The sequence below is a fragment of the Halorussus limi genome (assembly GCF_023238205.1).
Taxonomy (GTDB): domain Archaea; phylum Halobacteriota; class Halobacteria; order Halobacteriales; family Haladaptataceae; genus Halorussus; species Halorussus limi.
Window position 1 is genome coordinate 3,367,357 of the sequence record NZ_CP096659.1, and the last position, 20,884, is coordinate 3,388,240.

Below are 20,884 nucleotides of genomic sequence, written 5' to 3' on the forward strand. Positions count from 1 at the left end.
TCCATATACGGATATTTTCCGCCCGTCAGAAGGTCTTCGGCCGCCTCTCGAATGTATTTACTCCGTAGATGGCAGTGGCGGTAAAGTAAAGTATCGCGGGTCCCACTTCTGAGAAAACGGATGACAGCTACTACGGACGTTCTCGTCGTCGGCGGGGGTTCTACCGGCACCGGCATCGCCAGGGACTTGGCGATGCGGGGGGTCGACGTCACCCTCGTCGAGAAAGGGAACCTGACCCACGGGACGACCGGGCGGATGCACGGCCTGCTCCACAGCGGCGGGCGCTACGCCGTCTCCGACCAGGCGAGCGCGGAGGAGTGCATCGAGGAGAACCGCGTCCTCCGGGACATCGCGGGCCACTGCGTCGAGGAGACCGGCGGCCAGTTCGTCCAGTTGGAGGGCGACCCCGACGAGTACTTCGAGGAGAAGTTGGAGGGCTGTCGGGAGTGCGGCATCCCCGCGGAGGTCCTCAGCGCCGAGGAGGCCCGCGAGGAGGAACCCTACCTCACGAAGGACGTGAAGCGCGCGATTCGGGTTCCCGACGGGGCCGTCGACCCGTTTCGGCTCTGCGTGGCCAACGCGGTCAGCGCCGAGAACCACGGCGCGCGCGTCGAGACCCACGCCGAGGTAATCGACCTGTTGGGCGACGACGAGCGCATCACCGGCGCGGAGATTCGCCACGAGACCGGTCCCGGAAAGCGCTCGCACGGGAAGTCCGGCGAGACCGAGGAGATTCGCGCGGAGTACGTGGTCAACGCGACCGGCGCGTGGGCCGGCCGAATCGGCGAGATGGCGGGCGTCGACATCGAGGTCCGGCCCTCGAAGGGCGTGATGGTCGTCATGAACTGCCGGCAGGTGGACACCGTCATCAATCGGTGCCGACCGAAGGGCGACGCCGACATCGTCGTGCCCCACGAGACGACGGCCATCCTCGGCACGACCGACGAGGAGGTCGAAGACCCCGAGGACTACCCCGAGGAGCGGTGGGAGGTCGACCTGATGATAGACGAGTTGAAGCGACTCGTCCCCATCCTCGGGGAGGCCCGGACGGTCCGGTCGTTCTGGGGCGTCCGCCCGCTGTACGAACCGCCGGAGGTCGGGAGTTCGGACCCGACAGACATCACCCGCGACTACTTCCTGCTCGACCACGAGGAGCGCGACGACCTTCACGGACTCACCTCCATCGTCGGCGGGAAGTTCACCACCTACCGCATGATGGCCGAGGAGATTTCCGACCACGTCTGCGACCAGTTGGGCGTCAGCGCGACGTGCCGGACTGCCGAGGTCCCGCTTCCGGGCAGCGAGGACGAGTCCGTCCTCGACGCCGGGATGGACCGATTCGGCCTGCGCTCGCCGGTCGCGCGCCGGAGCACCCAGCGCCTCGGCAGTCGCGCGGACGAGGTACTCTCGTCGGTGGAACCGAATCCGGTCCTCTGCGACTGCGAGGCGGTCACTCGCGCGGAGGTGCGCGACGCCATCGACCAGTCGGGCACCGACCTCAACGCGGTCCGCATCCGGACCCGCGCGTCGATGGGCAACTGTCAGGGCGGGTTCTGCTGTCACCGGATGGCGAGCGAACTCCACCCGGAGTTCGACGAACCGCAGGCCTACGCCGCGCTCGACGACCTGTTCGAGGAGCGCTGGAAGGGCGAGCGCCACGCCCTCTGGGGCGAACAGCTATCGCAGGCCGGCCTGAACTACGCGCTCCACTCCGCGACGATGAACCGGGACCGCGACCCGGCCGACCGCGAGGAAGCGATTGCGTTCGGCGAGTTCGACGGAGGCCAGCGTGGCGATTGAAGACGACGTGACCGTCGTCGGGGGCGGCATCGCCGGGATGACCGCCGCGCTCGCCGCCGCCCGCGAGGGCGTGGACGTCCGCCTGCTCTCGCACAAGGACTCGACCCTCAAGAGCGCGAGCGGACTGGTGGACGTGTTGGGGTATCTCCCCGAATCGGACGGAGAAGGACCGCTCTCCGACCCCTTCGAGGCCATCCCGCAACTCCCCGACGCCCACCCGTACCGGACCGTGGGCGTCGAGGGCGTCCGCGAGGCGCTGGCGGTCTTCGACGGGGTCGTCGGCGACCGCTACCGCGGCGACCACACCGACCGAAACGCGCTCGTGCCCACTCACGGCGGGGCGGTGAAACCGACAGCGCGCTACCCCGCGAGCGCGGCGGCCGGACTGGCGAGCGACGACCGGAGCGCCCTCCTCGTGGGGTTCGAGACCGTCACCGACTTCGACGCGCCATTGGCGGCCGACCACCTCGAATCCGCGGGCGTCCCGTTCGCCGCGCGGGGCGCGACGATTTCGTTCCCCGGCGACTTCCGGGTGGACGCCAAGATTACTCGGTTCGCCGACGCGCTCGACGCCGACGAGCGCGTGGCAGTCCAGGGTGACGGCTACACGACGGAACTCCCGGTCCGGGAGGCGCTCGCGGAGGCGGTGAAACCCCATCTCCGCGGCGCGGAGCGCGTGGGCTTTCCGGCGCTCCTCGGCCAGCACCGGCCAGACGAGGTGCGCGAGAGCCTCGAAGCAGAACTCGGCGCGGCGGTGTTCGAGGTGCCGATGGGACCGCCGAGCATCCCGGGGATGCGCCTCGAAGGCGCGCTTACCGGGGCGTGCCGGGAGGCGGGCGTGCGCTTCACGACCGGCAACCCCGTCGTGGACTACGAGGAAGGCGGCAGGGCGGGCAGCGAAGACATCGCCGCCGTCCGCGTCGAGCGCAACGGCGCGGCGATTCCGTTCCACGCCGACCAGTTCGTGCTGGCGACCGGCGGCCTCGTGGGCAAGGGGATCGACTCGGACCGCGAGGGCGTCGCCGAACCGATTTTCGACTGCCACGTGCCCCACTCGGGCGACCGGTACGACTGGTTCGCCGACGCGGCGTTCGGCGACCACCCGTTCGCTCGGTTCGGGGTGGAGACCGACGACGACCTGCGACCCCTCGACCGGAGGGGTGACGTGGAGTTTCCGAACCTCCGGGCCGCCGGGGCGGTGCTGGGCGGCCACGACTTCGCGGCCGAGAAGTCCGGTGCGGGCGTCTCGCTCGCCACCGGCGTCGCGGCCGGACGCAGCGCGGCCAAAGAGGTGTCTGATTCATGAGCGACGCAGAACAGCCAACTAACCCGAACGACTCGAACGACGTGAACGAAGTGCGCCACGAGGAAACGGTCTCGGACGACGAGTTCGAACCGGTGCAGGTGTTCCCCGAGAGCGAAGACATGGACCTCCGACCGGGGAGCGACGACTGTTACAAGTGTTCGACCTGCGACACCAACTGCCCCGTCGCGGAGGTGGACGACGACTTCCCCGGGCCGAAGTTCCAGGGGCCCGAGCAGTGGCGACTCAAGCGCAAGGAGGACACCGACATCGACGACTCGGTGATGTCCTGCTCGAACTGCATGCGGTGTGACTCGTCGTGTCCCTCCGACGTGCCCCTCAGCCAGATGCACAACACGGCCCGCGGGGAGTACGTCGAGAACCAGATGGACAAGCTATCCCGGGAGTACGTCCGCAACCGGATTCTGGCGAACTACCGGACGATGGCGGAACTCGGGAGCAAGGTCCCGCGACTCACCAACTTCCTGATGGGCAACTCGCTCGTGCAGGCGGTCAACGAGAAGGTGCTGGGCATCACGAGCGAGCGTGAGTTCCCCGAGTTCGCCGAGGAGACGTTCCGCGAGTGGTGGGAGAAGCGAGGTGGCCCGCAGGTCCGCTCCGAGGACAAGCGCGTCGCGTACTTCCACGGCTGTTACTCGAACTACAACACCCCGGCGGTCGGCAAGGCGATGGTCCGACTGTTCGAGTCGTTCGGCTACGAGGTGGTCGTCCCCAAGCAGCGGTGTTCGGGGACGCCCATGTTCGCCAACGGGATGCTGGACGACGCCAAGCGCGCGGCCGGAATCAACGTCGAGAACTTCTCGGGCCTCGTCGAGGAGGGCTACGACATCATCGCCTCCTGTACCTCCTGTTCGATGTCACTCCGCCAGGAGTACCCGGAACTGTTCAGTTACGACGGGACCGCCAGCGTCGCGGCCCACACCTACGAGGCGCTCGAATACCTCCGACTCCACGAGGACCTCGAAGCCGAGTTGGCGGACGCGGAAGTCGACGCGGGCGAGTTCGCCTACCACGCGCCCTGCCACGCCCGGAATCAGGGTCTGGCCGGACAGGCGGTCGAACTCATCGACGGTCTTGACGGCGCGAACGCCGAGGACGTGGGCGACTCGTGTTCCGGCATCTCGGGCACCTACGGTTGGAAGGACGAGAAATACGAAACGTCCATGAAAATCGGCGCTGAGATGTTCGAACACATGGAGGAGACCGACGCCGAGGCGGGCATGACCGAGTGTCCGACCTGCGCGATGCAGATGGAACACGGGACCGGCTACGAGATTCGCCATCCGCTCGAAGTGCTGGAGGAGGCCCTCGTCGAGGGGAGCCACTGAGCGCCGATGGACCTCGAAGAACGAATCGCTCGGCGACAGGCCACGCGGGGCGACGACCTGTTCGTGGACCGAAGCCCGCTCAACCCCGCGGTTCACCTGCCCGACCCGGTCGGTCGGGGTCCAGTCCTCGAACGCCTCCTCGACGTTCTCGACCCCGTGTTCGACCGGCGACTCCCGCCGGACGCCGCGGTGTACGGGCCGAAGGGGTCGGGGAAGTCGGCGCTCGTGAGTGCGCTATTCGCTCACCTCAGCGACCAGTTCGGGCGACGGCACCGCCGAATCGGTACGACGACCCGCGCCGGGACCGCCGCCGACGCCGTCGAGTTCGTCCACGTCGACGGCTACCGGACGACCAGCGAGTTCCAGTTCTACCACACGCTGCTCGACGCCGTGGTCGAGGAGTCGGTCCCCCGACGCGGCGTCGGGACCGACCGACTCCGCGAGCGGTTGGTCGAGCAGTTCTCGTCGTCCGCCCGGAGGGCCGTCGTCGCCGTCGACCACGTCGGGAGTCCGAGTTCGCCCGACGGCGGAAAACTCCGCGAGTGGTTCGACCCCGTCGCCGACGACGCGGCGCTCGTGGTCGTCGGCCGAGCGGTCCCCGACGACTGGAGCGCGAAGACCGTCCACGTGCCGGAGTACCGCCAGCACGCGCTGGTCGACATTTTGACCGAGCGGGCCTCGCGAGCGCTGACGAGCGGTGCCCTCAGGCACGGGCAGGCCCGCCATCTCGCGGAGTGGGCCAGCGGCGACGCCCACGACGCCCTCGCGGCCGCGTTCGGCGCGGCCGACATCGCGGACGCCGACGGTGCCGACCGAATCCGGGCGAGCGACGTGGACGCCGGCATCGAGGACGTGCCCGACGACGGGATTCACGTCGGGCGGGTCTTCGCCCTGCCGGAGAACCGGCGCGAGGTCCTCCTGAAACTCATCTCGCTCGACGCGACGCTTCCGATAGACGACGCGGCCAGCGCCATCGCGGAGCGCTCGGACCTGACCGCGGCGACGGTCAAGCGGTTCCTCTACGAACTCGCGGAGCGGGGCGTCCTCGAACGGATTCAGACCGACTCGACCGACGGGAGCGGGCGTCGCCCTAGCCGCGCAGTTCCGCGGTTCCCGACCCTCCCGTTCCGACGCCTCGACGGCAGACGGTCAGCGTAGCGGGAGCCTCGGGAGCGGTCCAATCCTCGGCGGTCGGTCACCGACCGACGAGTCCGGAGCCTCGTACGCTAACCAGAGGCCGACGAGAGCGCCGACGGCGTCGATAGCTGCGACCAGTACTGCGGTCGTCCGGAAGGGGCTTCGCCACGGGCCCGCGCGAACCGCGTCCACGTGGTCGGGGTTCGGCGCGCCGAAATGGAAGTAGAGGCCGAACGCCAGCGACGCCGCCATCGAGACCGCGAGCAGGCCCGCGCCAGCCCTCGATTGCCCGCGCCACAGGAACCCGAGCGCGACCAGCGGTGCCAGCGCGACGACTCCGAAGACGAACGCCCGCTGCCACGCCGCGAGCGGAACCGGAATCGCGGCGTGCGGGACGCCGTGAGCCGCGTTCGCCGCGAGATGCAGAACGACTGTGAGCGTCGCGACCGCCAGTTTGCGGACCATCTACGTCTCCGCCGCCTCCGCTACGTCCGCCGTCTCGGCCGACTCGACCGCCTCCGCGCGCCACTCGTAGCCGTCTCCGGTTTCTCGGAGCACCCCCTCCTCGCGCCACCGCTCGACCACCGCGTCGAGGCCCTCGCGGTAGGACGGATACCGGGGCCTCCAGTCGAAGTCGCGCCGGAACCGCTCGGCGTCGGTCGGCATCGGAGACGTCAGCAGGTCCACCGTCGCCTCGCCCGCGAGGCGTTTCGCCAGCCACCCCGGCATCCTTCGGGGGTCCGGTGCGCCGAGGCGGTCGGCCAAGGCCCGCAGGAAGTCGGCGGTCGTGACGGGGGTCCCGTCCGCGACGTGGTAGAGACCGCTTTCCGCCCCGACGGTCGCCTCGGCGAACGCCCGCGCGGCGTCGTCGGCGTGGAGGAAGGAGAGTTCGGCGTCGCCCCGGCCCAGAAGTCCGCGGCCGACTATCGGCATCCGCCCGGCGAGCAGTCGCTCGCCGAACGACCGGACGTGCGCCGAGTCGTGGGCGTAGAAGAAGCCACACCGGAGGACCGCGGTCTCGAATTCGGCGTCGTCGGCCGCCTCGCGGGCGATTCGCTCGGCGTCGAGCGCCGACCGAGTGGTCCGGTCCGGGTTCGGGTCTGCGGTCTCGTCGAACGCGGAACCGTCGGGTCGGCGTACGACCCAGACGACGCTCTGCTGGACGAAGCGGTCCGCGCCCGCCTCGCTCGCGACCGCGGTCAGGTTCCGCGCGCCCTCCCGGCGGACCCGGTCGTTCCGCTCCCAGTCGTCGTCGGTCGGCTTCCCCGCGGTGGGGATGGCAGTCGCGGCGTGGACCACGGTGTCGGCCCCCTCGGCCGCGCTCCGGAGCGATTCGCGGTCGAGTACGTCGCCGCGCCGCGGGACGCCGCCCGCGGCCCGGACCCGTCGGTCGCCCGATTCGTCTCGCGTCAGGCCGACGACGTCGTGGCCGCGGTCGGCGAGTTCCGCCACCAGTCGTCGTCCGAGGACGCCGGTCGCGCCGGCGACGAAGACGTTCATGTGCGGACCCACGACCGCGGAGGAGGTAGCGGTTCTGCCGGACCTGCGCGGTGGATTTATAGGCGCGGCGGGCGCCCACCGGCGTATGCGTCGCCTCCAGTTGACGTTCTACGCGCCCGACACCGAGGTTCATCCGCTCCACACGCTGATGGCCGAGCGCGACTTCGTGAGCGCCGCCGAGATGGTTCACTGGAACGACGCGGGCGAGACCATGACCCACGCGTTCTACGTCGAGGCCGACCGCGAGGCCTTCGCCGCGGCGCTCGACGAGACGCCCGAGGTCCGGGCCTACGACCTGACAACGGTGGCCGAGGACCGCTTCTACCTCCACGTCCGGGCCGGGACGACGCCGGTCCAGCGGGCGATGTTCGACGCCTACAATCGGGGCGGCGTCGTGGTCACGTCGTCGCTCGAACACACCGAAGACGGCGGAGTCACCTTCGAGGTGGTCGGCACCGCCGAGGCGTTACAGGACCTCCACGGTGGCGCTCCAGACGGCATCGAGGTGGAAGTCGAGCGCGTCGGCGGGCCGTCCGGGGATTACGAGACGCTCCTCTCGGAGCGCCAGCGCGAGGCCGTCGAGGCGGCGGTCGCGGCGGGGTACTACGACGTGCCGCGGGCCGCGTCCCACGAAGCGGTCGCCGAGGCGCTGGACTGCTCGCCGAGCACGGCGTCCGAACACCTCCGGAAGGCCGAGTCGACGGTGCTCCACGCGCTGTTCGGGGAGTGAAGTCGGTCGAAGCGACGCCGGGACGGAATCAGTCGTTGCGCGGCGCGGGCGTCGCGGTCGGGTCGTCCTCGACGTAGTCGAGGTCGTCGGTGTAGTAGTCCACGAGCAGGACCGCCGCGGTGCCCGCAACGCCGGCCAGCAGGACCGCGGCCACGCGCGCCACCGGCCACTCGCCGCCGGCGCCGAGAATCTTCGCGACCGGAAGCCGTAGCGCGCCGACCATCAGCGCGACGAGGAACGTCAGTGTCACCTCGCGGTGGTTCGACAGCGCCCATTCGACGACGCGGGCGAAAGTGAGGATGCCGACGGCCGCGCCCGCGACGAACGACACCACGGCGACGGCGGGACCGACCGCGGATTCGACCGGACCGCCGCGGACGACGCCGACGGCCTCGTCGATGAACGCGTGGAGCGTGTCCGACATGAAGATGTACTGGCCGAACAGGATGAGTAAAAACGACCCCGAAACGCCGGGCAGAATCATCGCGCAGATGGCTATCGCGCCGACGACGAACAGGACGGGCGGCGAGTGGGGAATCGCCGCGGCCGTCGACTCACTCGCGAGCAGGAACGCGACGACGAAGCCGACGACGGCGGCCGCCTTCTCGCCCCCGGTGTCGAGTCGGACCTCGCTCCAGAGGACGAGCGCGGACGCCGCGATGAGACCGAAGAAGAACGCGAACAGGACGGCCGGCGACGAGTCCGCGATACGACTGACCGCTCCGGTCACTCCCACGATGGCGGTCATGATTCCCGCACCGAGGACCAGCAGGAACGCCACGTCCATCTCGCGGAGCATTCCCGCGACGCGCCGCCGGGCCTCGGGGTCGTAGACTCGCGGCAGGTCGGCCAGCACGCGGGGGTCGAAGGCGGCGATGGCTCCGACCAGTCGCTCGTAGATGCCGGTTATCAGCGCAATGGTCCCGCCGGAGACGCCGGGGACGGCGTCGGCGGCACCCATGGAGACGCCTTTCAGGTAGATGGAGAGCCACTCTCGCATTGGCGAGGGGTACGACAACCGGCCGGAAAACGGTTTGCTTTCTCGGAGGACTGAGTGGCCCTGGGGCATAGACGGCACGAGACCGTCCCGGTCGCGGTAGCTACCCGTTGGACACGAAAACTGACGTTGAAAAACGAACGCCGGAAAATCGGACCTCGAAAATCGACCGCTCGAAAACGACGCGCCGCGTTTCAGTCTCGGTTCGCGAGCGCGAGCGCACCGGCCCACGCGCCGACGAGTCCGGCGCGCGCCGGAGCGGTCTCCTCGCGTTCGGGGAGCGCGCGTTCGGGCGTCATCTTCGACTGCGCGTCGGAGGGCGACGCGTCGGCCGAGGACCCGAGCGCGGAGGCGTTCGCCGAGTCGTTACCGGTCGTCCCGTTCGCGGCGGTTCCGTTTGCGGGCGCCGTCTGGTTGCCGTCGGCCGTCGAGTTGTCGCTCGACTGGTTGTTCTGCCGGAGCGAAACCGACTCCTTCGTCAGTTCGACCGTGGTGGTCTCGTTGCTCTCGCCGATGACCTGCGCCTCGGTGACGTGCGCGGAGGCGTTGTGGAAGGTGACGTTGCCACCCTCGAAGCTCCGGGGCGTGTAGAACTGGTACTGACCGGTCGCGCGGACGCTGACGTTGGTGTACCCCTTCTCGGGACCCCAGTTCTCGTAGCCGGTCGAGGAGTACGGCAGGGTCATCGTGAACTGACCGTCCGGACCGGTCCGGGCCTGCTGGGTGTAGGTGAACGACCCGTTCTGACCGACCGGCGATAGCTGGACCGCGGCCGTGACCGTGGTGTTGGCCGGGCCGGTACCCTTCACGGTCGCGCCGGGCACGCGCTCGAACGTCTTGACCCACGAGGGCGCGGTCTGGAACATCTGTCCGGGGCTCCGAATCGCCTTCCCCTGCAGGAGCGTCTGCATCTCGGCGCGGAGTCGCCGGGCCCACTGCGCGTTGCTCGTCCCGGAGGCCTCGCTCTGCTTGACCACGCGGTAGTGGTTCAGCGCCTCGACGGGTTCGCTCGGGAACTGCCCGATGCCGCCGATTTGGGAAGTCGAGTCGTTAGCGACGAACGCGCGGGCCTGCTTCATCGTCTGGAACCGCCGGACGAGCGTCGCGTTCGGTCCCTGCTCGGCGAGTTTGAACGAAGCGACCTGTCCGTTCTGCGTCCGATACTGGCGGGCCTGCCAGTCCACGACGATGGGTTTGGGCTCCATGCGACTGCCGTGATAGAGGTAGAGCCGCGCCATCTGGCTGTCGTAGTACTTCTGGGACCGCAGGTTGAACGCGGTCTGGAGTCCGTTCTGACCCTGTCGGTAGATCGGTTGGTAGTAGGTCGAGGGAGTGACGTTCTTCTTGAACGTCGCCGGGGCGAAGAACTTCCCGCCGGCATTCGGGTACACCGACGCCATCTTCCAGTCGACCATTACGTACCGGGTCTCCTCGCTGGGCGCGCCGAGGGTCTTGATGATCTCGTTCGCGCGGGACTCGTTAGGTGCGAGCAGGTACTTCGCGGCGGTCTCGGCGCCTTCCTGGAACGGATTGGCGTTCGGGATGCGCTCGCCTTCGACCGTAATCCAGTGGCCGTAGTCCCACCACGACATCACGCCGTAGGCCCCTTGGGGGTATTCGTAGTCGCTGTTACTCTGCGGGAACGTGCCGTAGTACTTCATCTCGTCCGCGTTGTTCGCGTTGGCGTAGTCGCCCTCGGCGGGCGTGCTGTTGGCCAGCCAGTCGAGCGACCCGTCCCACTTGGTGATGTCGCCCGGACTGGTCTCTGCGGCCTGCATCGCGGTGTTCGTGTTGTCGACGCTCGCGTACCCCGACGACCCGATACTGGCCGGGGTGACGAGTACGGGCGTCACCATCAACACGACCAGGAGAATCGTGACGACCTGCGTCCCGTTGATGTCGGCGATGTTCTCGGGGCGCGGGAACTGGGCCCACGCGATTACTCGGCCGAGCAGGTACGCGTTCAGCACCGCGACCGGCACCGCGAGGTAGTAGTTGAACCGAACCTGCGTGAACGCCGCCGCGGTGATGAACGCGGCCCACACGAGCACGAGGAGGTGTTCGGCCTTGTGGTCGTCGGACCGGTAGGCCCGCCAGACCATCCAGACCGCGGCGAGGACGGCCGTGAACAGCATCAGGCCGTACTCTCGAATAATGAGGTCGTACCACTCGATGCCGATCTGCGGCTGGACTCGGGAGAGGAACGGTTGCGCCTCGCCGATGGTTCGGGTTTCGGCGTTCGTACCGAACCCGATGATTCGGAGGAGGTTACGATGGACGAGGTTGTACAGCGGGCGGAACGCGACGTAGACCACGCCGACGACGCCGAGTACGATGCCGCCGACCGTCGCGGGGTATAGCCCCGTCGAGAGGTCGCGGGCGTCCCATTGGCGGGCGAGCCACGCCATGAAGACACAGCCCGCGGCGACGGCGAACGCGAGTAACGGCTGGAGCAGCGAGAACTTGGTCGGACTCGGGTTCAGCGTGCCGAGCGGTACCAGCATGAGCAGTCCGGTCACGCTCATGCTTATCGCGCCGACGAACGCGAGGTGGTCCGGACTGACGCCGCGTGCGTAGTCGGCAGTGAGTTTGAGTCCGAAGAAGGCGCCGAAGATACCGACGAGCAGCACGCCCGGCGGCCACGTCCAGAGGTAGAGCGCGGTGGCGATGCCGGCCAGCACGCTGTAGCCGATTGGCGCTCGGAGCGCCTCGAAGTCGCGGTCGGCGAGCAGTTCGTACACCGGCTTCTCGCGCTCGGCGACGCTCAGCGCGACCATCATCGCCAACACTGCGAACGCCTGAAACAGCGGCTCGGCGATGTTGTGGTCGGCGAAGCCGACGAGTCCTCGTCGGAGGAAGGTTCCGGGTAACAGCGCGAGGACGACGACGCCGAACAGCCCGCCGGGGCGGCCACCGAGGCGCTTACCGACGAAGTACGTCGGAACTGCGACCAGCGCCCCGAAGACGGCGGGCGCGACGAGGAGGGTCATCGCGACCGTCTTCTGGGAGGGGTCGCCGAGTCCGACGACGAGCGCCGCCGTGGCGATGAGTTGGTCGTACAGCGTACCGAACTGGCCGACGCTGGTGCCGAACGGGAAGTAGGTCCACGGGTCGTACGGCATCGTGGACGGCCAGTTGTTCACCGTGTACTGTACCTGCCGGAGGTGATACCACGCGTCGTTTCCGTCGAAGAACACCTCTCCGTTGCGGATGAACTTGTCGAACGACTGGAGTCGAACCCACAGCATGAACGAGAGCGCTGCGGCGAGCACGGGGACGTGATACCAGTCCTCGAACGAGTCGAGGACCGAATCGACGGTATCGGACGAATCCTCGACCTGCTCAGTCTGCTGGCTCATTGGATTGAAGGAGAGGCAAAACGCGCATAAGCCTTATCATCTGGGCACGTGTTTCACTGTGTATCAAGCAGTAGTGGTCCGGAAAGAGATGGAAACCGTTTCACAACCCGCCACTACCAGTTCAGGAACCGTCCGGGAATGGCCGATTCTATCCGGGAACCTCGAAGTACGCTCGCGATAGTGTGGCGAAGCTGGCCGCTTATAGCCAACAGTCCGAGGCCGTACACGCCGGCACCGACCGCCAACAGGATTGCAAGGTCGAACCACCGCTGAACTGCGACGACCCGATGGACCGCGGTCACCGCTAGGAACATCACCGCTCCCATTCCGAATTGTTCGAGGAGCGTCCGCGGAAACAGCGTGAGGTCTGGAAGGTGGCGCTTCACTAAGACCGACAGCGCGACGTACCGAATGGACTCCGCGACGATGGTAGCGATTACGACACCGATTGCACCGAGCAGGTACACGAGCGCCACACCGAGGACGACGTTCACCGCGAGTGTCGCCACGGAGAGTCGCATGTTCGTATCGGGCATGTCTAGGCCGTTTACTGCCTGTGTTAGCGGGGCACTCTGTGTCCGCACGAGGCGGTACAGGGATAAACCGATCAACAGCGATGCCGCTTCGGCGTACTCGCCTCCGTAGAAGGTGACGATAAGCGCTTTCGGTATAGCGAGCGCACCGAAGAAGATGGGTATCGACAGAATGCTAGCGAACGCGAGCGTGTTCGAGATGTCCGGTTCGACGTTCTCGCCCCGACTGTGAAGATCACTGACTCTCGACATGAGGCCGCTCGCGGCCGTCGTCGCGACGAAGATGGCAGGTAGCGTCAACTTCGCCGCGACCTCATACATTCCGGCAGCGGCAGGGGTAAGCATGAGACCAAGCAGGAGCAGGTCGAATCGGCTGTATACCGTTCCGAAGAAGTTCGACGGAATGCTGTACTTGGCGAACTCCCCGACGTTTTGGACCGTCGCGCGCGTCGGTAGCGCCGGAGAGACGCCTATGTAGTGGAGCAACACGGGTACGACGAGAAGAGATGCTCCAGACAAACCGTACGCCATCCCGGCGGCTCCGAACCCGTAGGCGACGAACGCGATTTGGAGTGGGAGCGTGAGGTACGAACGGAGCGCATCAACCCACGTGGCCGCACCGATGAGTCCACGAGCCTGCACCAACTTTTCGAGTGGTTCGTACAGCGAAACTGACAGGAGGAGTACTGCGAATAGAATCGGGGCTTCCTGCAGACCCGTGTACGACCGGAGCCACCCGGAGAAGACGATAGTTCCTGGAAGGACGACTACGGTCCATCCTACGACAGCAAACAGGACCGAACCGAGGAGTTCGCGGTCGTGGCTGGACACCTCGGAGAAACGCTTCTTTGCAGCGATTCCCCATCCGTTTATCGGCCTGTCCGCCAGTTTCACGAGACCGAACAGGAGGTAGAATCCCCCGAACGAGGTCGGTCCGAGGATGCGCGCAAAAAGGATCGTTCCGACGAAGCCAGTCATCGCCATCGTGAACTTCGCCAAGGTTGCCTTGACGGTTTCCCCGCCAAGACTTACGTTGGATGCGTCGGACATATTACTCGATGTAGCCGAGTTCGCGGAGTCGTTCGGTCGGCATGTCGATGTCGTCAACGTCCCCGTCGGTCGCCGATAAGTGACGATCTATCCATGCAGGAACGTCGTAGACGCTTTCGGGGATTTCATCCGTGGTAGCGCTCGCGTACGCCCGCCACGAGTGAGTCGCGGGATCGGCGTCGGCGTCGGCATCAAGGAAGTTGACGGACATCCCGTGGTCGCTGAGTAGGAGGAGTTCGTCTTCCTCGCTGAGTTCCGTGACTAACTCCGCCACAAATGCACCCACACGGCGATAGACGCGCTCGAGCGACTCGGGATCGTCGGCGTAGGCGTGTCCGGCTGCGTCCAGCGTGTGGACGTGAACCCCGGCGAGTGAGACGTCGTGGTGGAGTATCTCCCGTGCCCAGCCGAACTGCTCGGCGCAGAGACAGAGGAGTTTCCGCTCGAACTCCTGCTTCGACATCCCCTCTGCAACCGCGTTCATCAGGTCCCACGCCTGCTGGAGGTCGCGCCCGTCGGTGACACCCGGCCAATTCCGGACGACCGCGTTGTCCCTGTCAAACGCGGTCTGGCGGTCGGTCCGGCCGATGGTCTCACGTTGGTTGGTCGTGTTCCGAATGAATCGACCGAGCGTTCCGCGCGTACTTTCGGAGAGTCGGCCCGTGAACTTCGAGGCGAACTCCAGCAACGGGTTCCCCCACTCGCTCGTCCCTGCTCCGGTCACGCCGTGTTCCTCGGGACCGACGCCGGTGGCGACGGTGGTCCACACCTCCGGAGTGTACGGGTCGTCCTTCGAGTAGGCGAACGTCTCGATGGGTCCCGACGATTCGAGGCGGAATTCATCGAGGTTGAAGTGTTCGACCAGTCCAGCGTCGAGCGCGTCGAGAGCGAGAACGACGACAGTCATGCGTATCCCAGGTCCTCCAAGTCCTCTTGAAGCGCGTCTTCTTTGACGACCCGGCCGGGCTCGAACCGCTCTAGTTCTCGTTCGAGAGCAGGGTCTTCGACCGACTCCGCACCGTCGAGGGTCGTCGTCGCTCCTCCGGTCGAGAAGTGTTCGGCGTTCATCGCCGCCTTCCGGTCGCCGTAGGTGGCGAACGCGACATCCCTGTCAAGTTCGCCGATTCCGTGTTCGACTCCCAACAACACCGAAGGAACGTCGACCAGTGAGACGACCTCACCCAGTTCCGGCGCGTTTCGCGTCCCGAAGGGAACGTGTAACAGTTCAGGTCGCATCTTTCCGGGATGGCCCCAGAGTCCGTCTTCGCCGAGCAGTTCACCGTGGTCGGCACAGAACACGACTCGCGCGTCGTCAGGCACGATCTCCCAAAGAGTCGTCAGCGCCGCGTCTAACTCTTTGATTTCGGTTCTGTAGAGTTCGCGAACTCGCTCCCTGTCGGCCTCGTCACCGCCGCCCGCGAGGACCTTGCGGGTGAGTGCTTGGGCTTGCGCCCGACTCAAGTCGGCCGTGTCGGGATCATAGGGATGGTGGGGTTCCATGAAGTGGAGCCAGCCAAACCACTCGCTCCGGCCGTCTATCTCCGAGCGGAACCGCTCAATTACGTCGTCGGCGGGTCGGAACGACTTCTCGACATCGCCGAACGCGCTTACCAGTTGCTGATAACGATTGAAGCCCCACGAAGCGACTCGGTACGGGACGGACCCACGCGTGAGAAATGCCGCCCCTTTGTCTTTGAGCGTATCGCCGCCGCCCGTCGGAGACTCGAACGCATCGAACCCCTCGGCGTACCCGTATCGCTCCGAGAGGAGGTGGTTCGTCGTCACGCCCACACTGTACTCGTCGAACCGGGTTGCGACGTTCGTCCCGCCAAGGCCGGACCCGTCCGGGTACTCACCGCCGATGATTCCAGGAAAGCTCCCGATAGTCGCCGTACTGGGAGCGAACGCCCGGTCGTGTGTAGTCTGGAGGAACGATTGAGTCTCCGGCATGTGCCGGAAGTGGTCGTACCGAAGAGAGTCGACAGTGACCAGAAGTGTTTTCATTGGTATCTCCTATTCAGCTATGAGGATTTGAAGGTGACTCTTCTCTTCCGGGCTACAGACACCTGCAATTCCCGAGCGGTTCTCGTGTCAGCCGAATCGCTATTCGACGTTTTACTCGAGTAACGTACAGCGCGACGAGGATCACGGGCGCATAACCGGATTCTCCAACCGGTGTTGCCCCCGGTTGAGTCACGCCGTGTTCTTTTCGACGGACGCCGGTCGTCACTGGTGGCCCCACTTCGGGCGTGACGAGTCCGTCTATCCACGACGTGACCGTCTCGATTCAGTCGTGGTTGGCGAAAAGATATTCTCGCAGTTCCACTGACGGGGGAATCAGTAATCGGCGGCGGCGAGAGCGATGACCGCGGGCGTTCGCACAGAAAACGGTTCAAGCGTATCCCAAGTCTTCTAACTGTTCCATCACGGCGTCGTCAAGTTCGTCGTCCTCTGCGACACGCCGTTTGTCGAGTTCAGCAATTCGCTCAGCGAGGTGAACTTCCGGGTCCTTGAAGGGAGAATCGCCGATCTCTGAGAACCCGTCGAAATCCTCGTACCCGTAGTACTCACCGTAGACGAGGCCGTTGAGTTCGTCGTTGAGGTGTTCGTAATCGGTGATGTCGTTGTTCTCCAGTACCTGGAAGTAGCGGTCCGAGAGGCCGTGATACTCAGTGAGGAACTCGCCGTCTTCGACGGGTTCCAGGAGGTCCCTACCCCGCGAATCGTCGGCGTCGATTCCAGCGAGCGAGAGAATCGTCCGGTGAACGTCGAGCAGACTCACCGACTGTTCTCGGGTGCCGGCGGTGAGATTCTCGGCGTCGGTGACGCCGTCCCGGGCGTAGATCGACAGTGGGACGTGCGTGAGTTCGGGCGGGATACCCCAGACGTGTTCCCACGCACCGTACTCGCCGAGGAGTTCACCGTGGTCCGACACGGTGACTATCACGTCGAAGTCCTCACGGAGTTCCGCGAACATCTTCCGGTACATGTCGGAAAGGTAACTTACGCTGTCGCGGTAGGCCTGCCTGACTCGCTCGGGGTCGACGTCCGTGTCCGCGAAGGACGCCTGTAATCCCTTGATTTCGGGCGGCTCGACGGTTTGATACTCCTCCGGAGGATCATACGGTGAGTGGGCCTCCATCAGATTCACGAACAGGAACTCCCGGTCGCCGAATTCGGCGTTCCGAATCATATCGAGCGCGGCGGTCGCGCCGTCGTCTCTGGTCTCGTGTCCGTACCCCCAATCCCGCATCTTCATCTGGACGCCGTGCTTGAGCGAGGGAATGGTGTCACAGTCGCCGGTGAGGCATCGCCAGAGACCGAGTAGATACCGTTTCGGGCCCATATCTCGGGAATCGACGATGAACTCCTCCCAATCGAAGACGGTCTCTTCGAGCGCTCGGAGCCGCCAGCTTCCCTCGAACTGCTCGAACCCGCGATCGTACCCGAACTGATGGGAGATGTTTACGTTGCCGCTGAAGGCTCGCGTAGTGTATCCTGCCTCGCGGAGTTGCTCGGCCAGCACTGGTCGCTCACAGTCGAGGCTCTCGGCACCCATGTATGCGCCGACTTCGCTGGCGTAGCGGCCGGTGAACAGGGATGCGTGGGCGGGAACCGTCCAGTGGCTAGTCGACCAAGCGTTCTCGTATTGAACACCTGGGAGCCAATCGAACTGCCTGTCGAAGGCGTCTTTCCGTAATGTGTCGAGGACTACCAGCGCGACGTTCATTGGTTGTCTGGGCTCACGTTCGCTCGGAGTTAAATGTATTCCGTCCTCTACGCAGTAGTGCCGGTCAATTCCAGGTCCGGCATACAGTACGCACGACTGAGCAGAGGCCGTTCCGACGCGGAAAGAGTTTATCACGTCACTCCGAACAATCTCCCAACAATGGTCGATACGCTGTTGGTCGCCCCACCGTCCGACGCCGGGGGTATCGGAAAGTACGCCGACACGCTCTCGAAAGCGCTCTCGGATCAGTCGGTGAACGTTGAGCGACTCAACCTCGAAGAGGGGGCCGGTCCGATTCGACACGTTCGGACGGCCGTGCGCGCGGGTTGTGCGTCCGTCGACGTAATTCACCTCCAGTTCGAGTACGCCTTTTTCACCCCCAGAATCCTGTTCGCATGGGTGTTCTTCCCTATCCTGTTCGTCCTCACCCGACTCCGAGGCGTTCCAGTCGTCGTTACCATGCACGAAGCGTGGCGCCCCGACATCGTGGAACCGCCGGTTGTCGGCCCGAAGCGGGCCTATGTCCGTCTCACGCATCGACTCCTCGCAACGACAACCGACCAGTTGCTCTTTCTCTCGGAGAACGCAGTCGAAGCGTTCGAGGACAGTGTGCCGGGAGTTCGCGCGCGAACGCTTCCCCACGGCGTCGACGTGCGCGGAACCCGAGACGTAGCTCCCGCGGAGGCGAAACGGCGGTTCGACATCGACTCTGATGCGACGGTCGTCTCCCAAATAGGCTACGTAGCCCCCCGGAAGAACACCGACGTGATGCTCGAACTGGCCGATTCGTTCCCGGAATACGAGTTTCTCGTCGCCGGCGGCCCTCGCAGAGACGACGAGCGCGAATACTTCCAATCAATTCGCTCGAACGCACCCTCGAACTTGACTATCACGGGCGTCCTCCCCGACGAGGACTTCCACGCAGCGTTCGCCGCGACCGACCTCGCGGTGCTGTCCTACTCCGACATTCGACAGAGCGGTATCCTCAACTGGTGTTTCGCGTACCGAGTTCCGATGCTCTGTCGACGGATTCCTTACTTCGAGCGAATCGCCTCCAAATGGGGCGGTATTGCGCTGTACGAGCCAGACGACGACCTCGGGGACAGACTCCGAGAAGCCGTCTCCGACCTCGAAACCTTGGAACGCGAGATGGATTCCTTCCGCGAGGCAAACTCCTTCGAAGCCGTCGCCGGCGAGCACGTCAAACTGTACCGAGAACTGTGAGTGGCGGAGTTAAAGCGTCCTCGGAGCCGACAGCGCAGTCTTTATTCGTCCGTGTTCCGACTTCTCTCAGTAATGACTTTGGCTGACTGGACACGGGGAACTCTCCACGACATCCGACAGAATGGGGTCAGACGAGGCTCGAAGGACGCGGCCCACGAGCTGTGGCTCGGAGCGCTCCGGCGACTCGGTCGTCTCGGCTATCGGTCGGGATACTCCACGTACGAACGCGAGTGGGACGTTCTCGTGATTCTCGATGCCTGTCGCGTGGACCTGCTTCGGGAAGTCGCCGACGAATACTCGTTCATCGGAGACGTTGAGACTCACCCCTCGCCAGCCAGTATGTCTCGGACGTGGATGAACCGGACCTTCACACCGGAGTATTCCGAACAGATACGTTCAACCGCCTACGTCACCGGAAATCCGTACTCCGCCGATGCGATAGACGCCGGTGACTTCGAGACGGTAGACGAGGTGTGGCGGTATGCGTGGGACGACGAGGCAGGGACGATTCTCCCGCGATCCATCACCGACCGTGCCATCCGAACGTGGCGTGATCACCGACCGGGACGACTCGTAGTTCATTACATGCAACCGCACTACCCATTCGTCACCGCGTCGCTCGGTCACGGTATCGACCTCGATTCGTTCGACGAAGAAGAGACACCTTCGGTCTGGAAACGGCTTCAGTCGGGCGACCTCGACCACGAAGAGACGTGGACGGCCTACAGAAGGAACCTCGAATACGTCCTAGACGATGTGGCACTTCTGCTAGACAACATCGACGCGGACCGAGTAGCGATCTCGGCGGACCACGGGAATGCTTTCGGCGAGGCAGGCATCTACGGACACCCGCACGACGTACCGCTTGACTGCCTCCGGACGGTCCCGTGGGTTGAGACAACCGCGACCGATACCGGTGAGTACGAACCCGAACTGGAACGGTCGGACGCCGACGGAGACGTGACCGACAGACTCGAAGCCCTCGGATACAAGTAACGCTCTCCTCTCGGGGAGTTACTCCGTCGCAGATTCGGTCGTGGACTGCTCTACGACCTCTCGCAGTCGGTCCTGGAACTCCTCGTATCGGTACTGCTCGGCAATCTCGAGAATCCGGTCAGCGTCGAATTTCTCGGGGTCGAACTGCCGGACCGTCTCCCGAAGCGACTCTACTGTCGGTTCGAACAGGAGCCCCGTTTCCTCCGTCACCTGATACTTTGTGAACCCCTCGTTCACCCCCAGAAGCGGCTTGCCCGCGCTCAACGACTCGGCCCCGACTAGTCCGAAGTCTTCCTGCTTGGGCGCGTAGACGACCGCAGTGGCGTTCGCAACGAGTGATTCGATATCTTCTACGAAGCCGCGGACCTCGATGTTGTCGTGACCTGCAGCGATGCGCCCTATCTTCTCACGCTCCTCACCGTCACCTGCGACCACGAGGCGTTCGTCAAGTTCCGTAAACGCCTCTACAATCATCGGAATCCGCTTTTCGGGGGCGAGCCGCGACCAAGTGACGAAGTACCCTTCGTCACCCTCGTTTCGCCAATCGCCCGTGACTGGCGGATAGACTACTTCTGCGTCACGGCCGTAGAACCGGCGGATTCGGTCGCGGATGAGTTCGCTGTTGGCGACGAACGTGTCTACGTAGTCGTTGGCCTCCTTGTCCAGCGCACGCCACCACTTCGCGTAGGCCTTGAGGAAGACGCGAACGCCGGGATAGTCGAACGAGTCCATCCGGTCCCGATAGAGGTCGTAGAGCCACCGCGGCGGACTATGCGGATAATGTATTACGGTCTGGTCTACATCCGGGACGTAGTGTTTACTCAGCGGGGCACTTTCGAGGACGACGTCGTAGTCCTGCAAGTCCGGATGAGCGTCGGTCATGTCGAGGGCGACGCTCAGGGTCTCCAGCGGATTCATGCCCTCGTTCTTCCACTCGAGGAGGTGTTTCGACAGACCTCGGGCGTACTTGTTCTGTCTGATCGGAATGACTTCCACGTCGTTAGGCAGGTTGGTTCCCGCCGAGACGTACATCGTGTAAATCGGGGCGTCAAGCGTTCGTGCCGCTTCGATAGCGAACGTTTCGCCTCCGCCAATTTGGGGAAAACGATCGTGGAGGATGGCGACGGAGAGGTCTTCGGCGCCAGCGGTGTTCCCGACCATGATTACTGAGTACTG

At 65.1% G+C, this 20,884-nt stretch carries 16 protein-coding genes and 1 pseudogene; 8 read left to right on the forward strand and 9 right to left on the reverse strand.

Translation table 11 applies throughout. The annotated features are described in order from the left end of the window. The first annotated feature begins 120 nt into the window (after nucleotides 1-120). The 4 genes from glpA to M0R89_RS17300 are packed head-to-tail and all read left to right on the forward strand — an operon-like array spanning nucleotide 121 to nucleotide 5,610. Nucleotides 121-1,800, forward strand: a complete 1,680-nt coding sequence (glpA, locus tag M0R89_RS17285) for an anaerobic glycerol-3-phosphate dehydrogenase subunit GlpA (RefSeq protein WP_248650323.1) — start codon at nucleotides 121-123, stop codon at nucleotides 1,798-1,800. Beyond that, complete coding sequence (glpB, locus tag M0R89_RS17290; RefSeq protein WP_248650324.1) at nucleotides 1,790-3,106, forward strand: glycerol-3-phosphate dehydrogenase subunit GlpB; 1,317 nt, start codon at nucleotides 1,790-1,792, stop codon at nucleotides 3,104-3,106. The genes glpA and glpB overlap by 11 nt, the downstream gene beginning before the upstream one ends. After that, nucleotides 3,103-4,452 (forward strand): anaerobic glycerol-3-phosphate dehydrogenase subunit C, encoded by a 1,350-nt coding sequence (locus tag M0R89_RS17295; RefSeq protein WP_248650325.1) that lies wholly within the window; start codon nucleotides 3,103-3,105, stop codon nucleotides 4,450-4,452. Before glpB ends, M0R89_RS17295 begins: the two co-directional genes overlap by 4 nt. A 6-nt stretch (nucleotides 4,453-4,458) precedes the next feature. Further along, a complete protein-coding gene (locus M0R89_RS17300) occupies nucleotides 4,459-5,610 on the forward strand; it encodes a Cdc6/Cdc18 family protein (protein WP_248650326.1) in 1,152 nt (383 codons plus the stop codon). On the opposite strand, the gene M0R89_RS17305 is transcribed toward M0R89_RS17300, so the two are convergent. Both M0R89_RS17305 and M0R89_RS17310 read right to left on the reverse strand, forming a co-directional pair. Continuing rightward, complete coding sequence (locus M0R89_RS17305; protein WP_248650327.1) at nucleotides 5,602-6,054, reverse strand: hypothetical protein; 453 nt, start codon at nucleotides 6,052-6,054, stop codon at nucleotides 5,602-5,604. The genes M0R89_RS17300 and M0R89_RS17305 overlap by 9 nt on opposite strands. Then, a complete protein-coding gene (locus tag M0R89_RS17310; protein ID WP_248650328.1) occupies nucleotides 6,055-7,089 on the reverse strand; it encodes an NAD-dependent epimerase/dehydratase family protein in 1,035 nt (344 codons plus the stop codon). Here M0R89_RS17310 and M0R89_RS17315 point away from each other — a divergent pair. Further along, nucleotides 7,088-7,819, forward strand: a complete 732-nt coding sequence (locus tag M0R89_RS17315) for a helix-turn-helix domain-containing protein (RefSeq protein ID WP_248650329.1) — start codon at nucleotides 7,088-7,090, stop codon at nucleotides 7,817-7,819. The two genes, M0R89_RS17310 and M0R89_RS17315, sit on opposite strands and share 2 nt — an antisense overlap. A 28-nt stretch (nucleotides 7,820-7,847) precedes the next feature. Here M0R89_RS17315 and M0R89_RS17320 read toward each other — a convergent pair whose 3' ends face one another. The 6 genes from M0R89_RS17320 to M0R89_RS17345 all read right to left on the reverse strand — a co-directional run bounded on the left by M0R89_RS17320 (nucleotide 7,848) and on the right by M0R89_RS17345 (nucleotide 17,488). Further along, on the reverse strand, nucleotides 7,848-8,819 hold the full coding sequence (locus M0R89_RS17320) for a DUF368 domain-containing protein (protein WP_248650330.1): 972 nt from the start codon (nucleotides 8,817-8,819) through the stop codon (nucleotides 7,848-7,850). 191 nt (nucleotides 8,820-9,010) lie between these two features. Then, nucleotides 9,011-12,175, reverse strand: a complete 3,165-nt coding sequence (locus tag M0R89_RS17325; RefSeq protein WP_248650331.1) for an oligosaccharyl transferase, archaeosortase A system-associated — start codon at nucleotides 12,173-12,175, stop codon at nucleotides 9,011-9,013. 113 nt (nucleotides 12,176-12,288) lie between these two features. Further along, the gene (locus M0R89_RS17330; protein WP_248650332.1) at nucleotides 12,289-13,758 is read right to left on the reverse strand and encodes an oligosaccharide flippase family protein; all 1,470 of its coding nucleotides are present in this window, start codon (nucleotides 13,756-13,758) and stop codon (nucleotides 12,289-12,291) included. 1 nt (nucleotide 13,759) lies between these two features. Next, a complete protein-coding gene (locus M0R89_RS17335) occupies nucleotides 13,760-14,665 on the reverse strand; it encodes an alkaline phosphatase family protein (RefSeq protein WP_248650333.1) in 906 nt (301 codons plus the stop codon). After that, nucleotides 14,662-15,762, reverse strand: coding sequence for a sulfatase-like hydrolase/transferase (locus tag M0R89_RS17340; RefSeq protein WP_303657507.1), 1,101 nt, complete (start codon nucleotides 15,760-15,762; stop codon nucleotides 14,662-14,664). The genes M0R89_RS17335 and M0R89_RS17340 overlap by 4 nt, the downstream gene beginning before the upstream one ends. Before the next feature lie 388 nt (nucleotides 15,763-16,150). Then, entirely contained in the window at nucleotides 16,151-17,488 is a 1,338-nt protein-coding gene (locus M0R89_RS17345; protein WP_368408885.1) for a sulfatase-like hydrolase/transferase, read from the reverse strand. Nucleotides 17,489-17,647: 159 nt separating this feature from the next. On the opposite strand from M0R89_RS17345, the pseudogene M0R89_RS23470 reads away from it, so the two are divergent. From M0R89_RS23470 to M0R89_RS17355, 3 genes and pseudogenes are all read left to right on the forward strand, one after another. Then, nucleotides 17,648-18,082: pseudogene (locus tag M0R89_RS23470) on the forward strand (glycosyltransferase); the annotation flags it as partial. Nucleotides 18,083-18,097: 15 nt separating this feature from the next. After that, a complete protein-coding gene (locus M0R89_RS17350; protein ID WP_248650335.1) occupies nucleotides 18,098-18,712 on the forward strand; it encodes a glycosyltransferase family protein in 615 nt (204 codons plus the stop codon). A 72-nt stretch (nucleotides 18,713-18,784) separates the two neighbouring features. Continuing rightward, nucleotides 18,785-19,708, forward strand: coding sequence for an alkaline phosphatase family protein (locus M0R89_RS17355; RefSeq protein WP_248650336.1), 924 nt, complete (start codon nucleotides 18,785-18,787; stop codon nucleotides 19,706-19,708). An 18-nt stretch (nucleotides 19,709-19,726) separates the two neighbouring features. Here M0R89_RS17355 and M0R89_RS17360 read toward each other — a convergent pair whose 3' ends face one another. Beyond that, nucleotides 19,727-20,869: a glycosyltransferase gene (locus M0R89_RS17360; RefSeq protein ID WP_248650337.1), complete on the reverse strand. Its 1,143-nt coding sequence runs from the start codon at nucleotides 20,867-20,869 to the stop codon at nucleotides 19,727-19,729. Nucleotides 20,870-20,884: the final 15 nt, after the last annotated feature.

What these genes read in the sequence shown, in the direction of transcription:
- glpA (WP_248650323.1), top strand. Translation starts at nt 121, where the DNA reads ATGACAGCTACTACGGACGTTCTCGTCGTCGGCGGGGGTTCTACCGGC.
- M0R89_RS17305 (WP_248650327.1), bottom strand. Translation starts at nt 6,054, where the DNA reads ATGGTCCGCAAACTGGCGGTCGCGACGCTCACAGTCGTTCTGCATCTC.
- M0R89_RS17320 (WP_248650330.1), bottom strand. Translation starts at nt 8,819, where the DNA reads ATGCGAGAGTGGCTCTCCATCTACCTGAAAGGCGTCTCCATGGGTGCC.
- M0R89_RS17345 (WP_368408885.1), bottom strand. Translation starts at nt 17,488, where the DNA reads ATGAACGTCGCGCTGGTAGTCCTCGACACATTACGGAAAGACGCCTTC.
- M0R89_RS17300 (WP_248650326.1), top strand. Translation starts at nt 4,459, where the DNA reads ATGGACCTCGAAGAACGAATCGCTCGGCGACAGGCCACGCGGGGCGAC.
- M0R89_RS17315 (WP_248650329.1), top strand. Translation starts at nt 7,088, where the DNA reads ATGTGCGGACCCACGACCGCGGAGGAGGTAGCGGTTCTGCCGGACCTG.
- M0R89_RS17360 (WP_248650337.1), bottom strand. Translation starts at nt 20,869, where the DNA reads ATGGTCGGGAACACCGCTGGCGCCGAAGACCTCTCCGTCGCCATCCTC.
- M0R89_RS17325 (WP_248650331.1), bottom strand. Translation starts at nt 12,175, where the DNA reads ATGAGCCAGCAGACTGAGCAGGTCGAGGATTCGTCCGATACCGTCGAT.
- M0R89_RS17340 (WP_303657507.1), bottom strand. Translation starts at nt 15,762, where the DNA reads ATGAAAACACTTCTGGTCACTGTCGACTCTCTTCGGTACGACCACTTC.
- M0R89_RS17335 (WP_248650333.1), bottom strand. Translation starts at nt 14,665, where the DNA reads ATGACTGTCGTCGTTCTCGCTCTCGACGCGCTCGACGCTGGACTGGTC.
- M0R89_RS17310 (WP_248650328.1), bottom strand. Translation starts at nt 7,089, where the DNA reads ATGAACGTCTTCGTCGCCGGCGCGACCGGCGTCCTCGGACGACGACTG.
- M0R89_RS17355 (WP_248650336.1), top strand. Translation starts at nt 18,785, where the DNA reads ATGACTTTGGCTGACTGGACACGGGGAACTCTCCACGACATCCGACAG.
- M0R89_RS17330 (WP_248650332.1), bottom strand. Translation starts at nt 13,758, where the DNA reads ATGTCCGACGCATCCAACGTAAGTCTTGGCGGGGAAACCGTCAAGGCA.
- M0R89_RS17295 (WP_248650325.1), top strand. Translation starts at nt 3,103, where the DNA reads ATGAGCGACGCAGAACAGCCAACTAACCCGAACGACTCGAACGACGTG.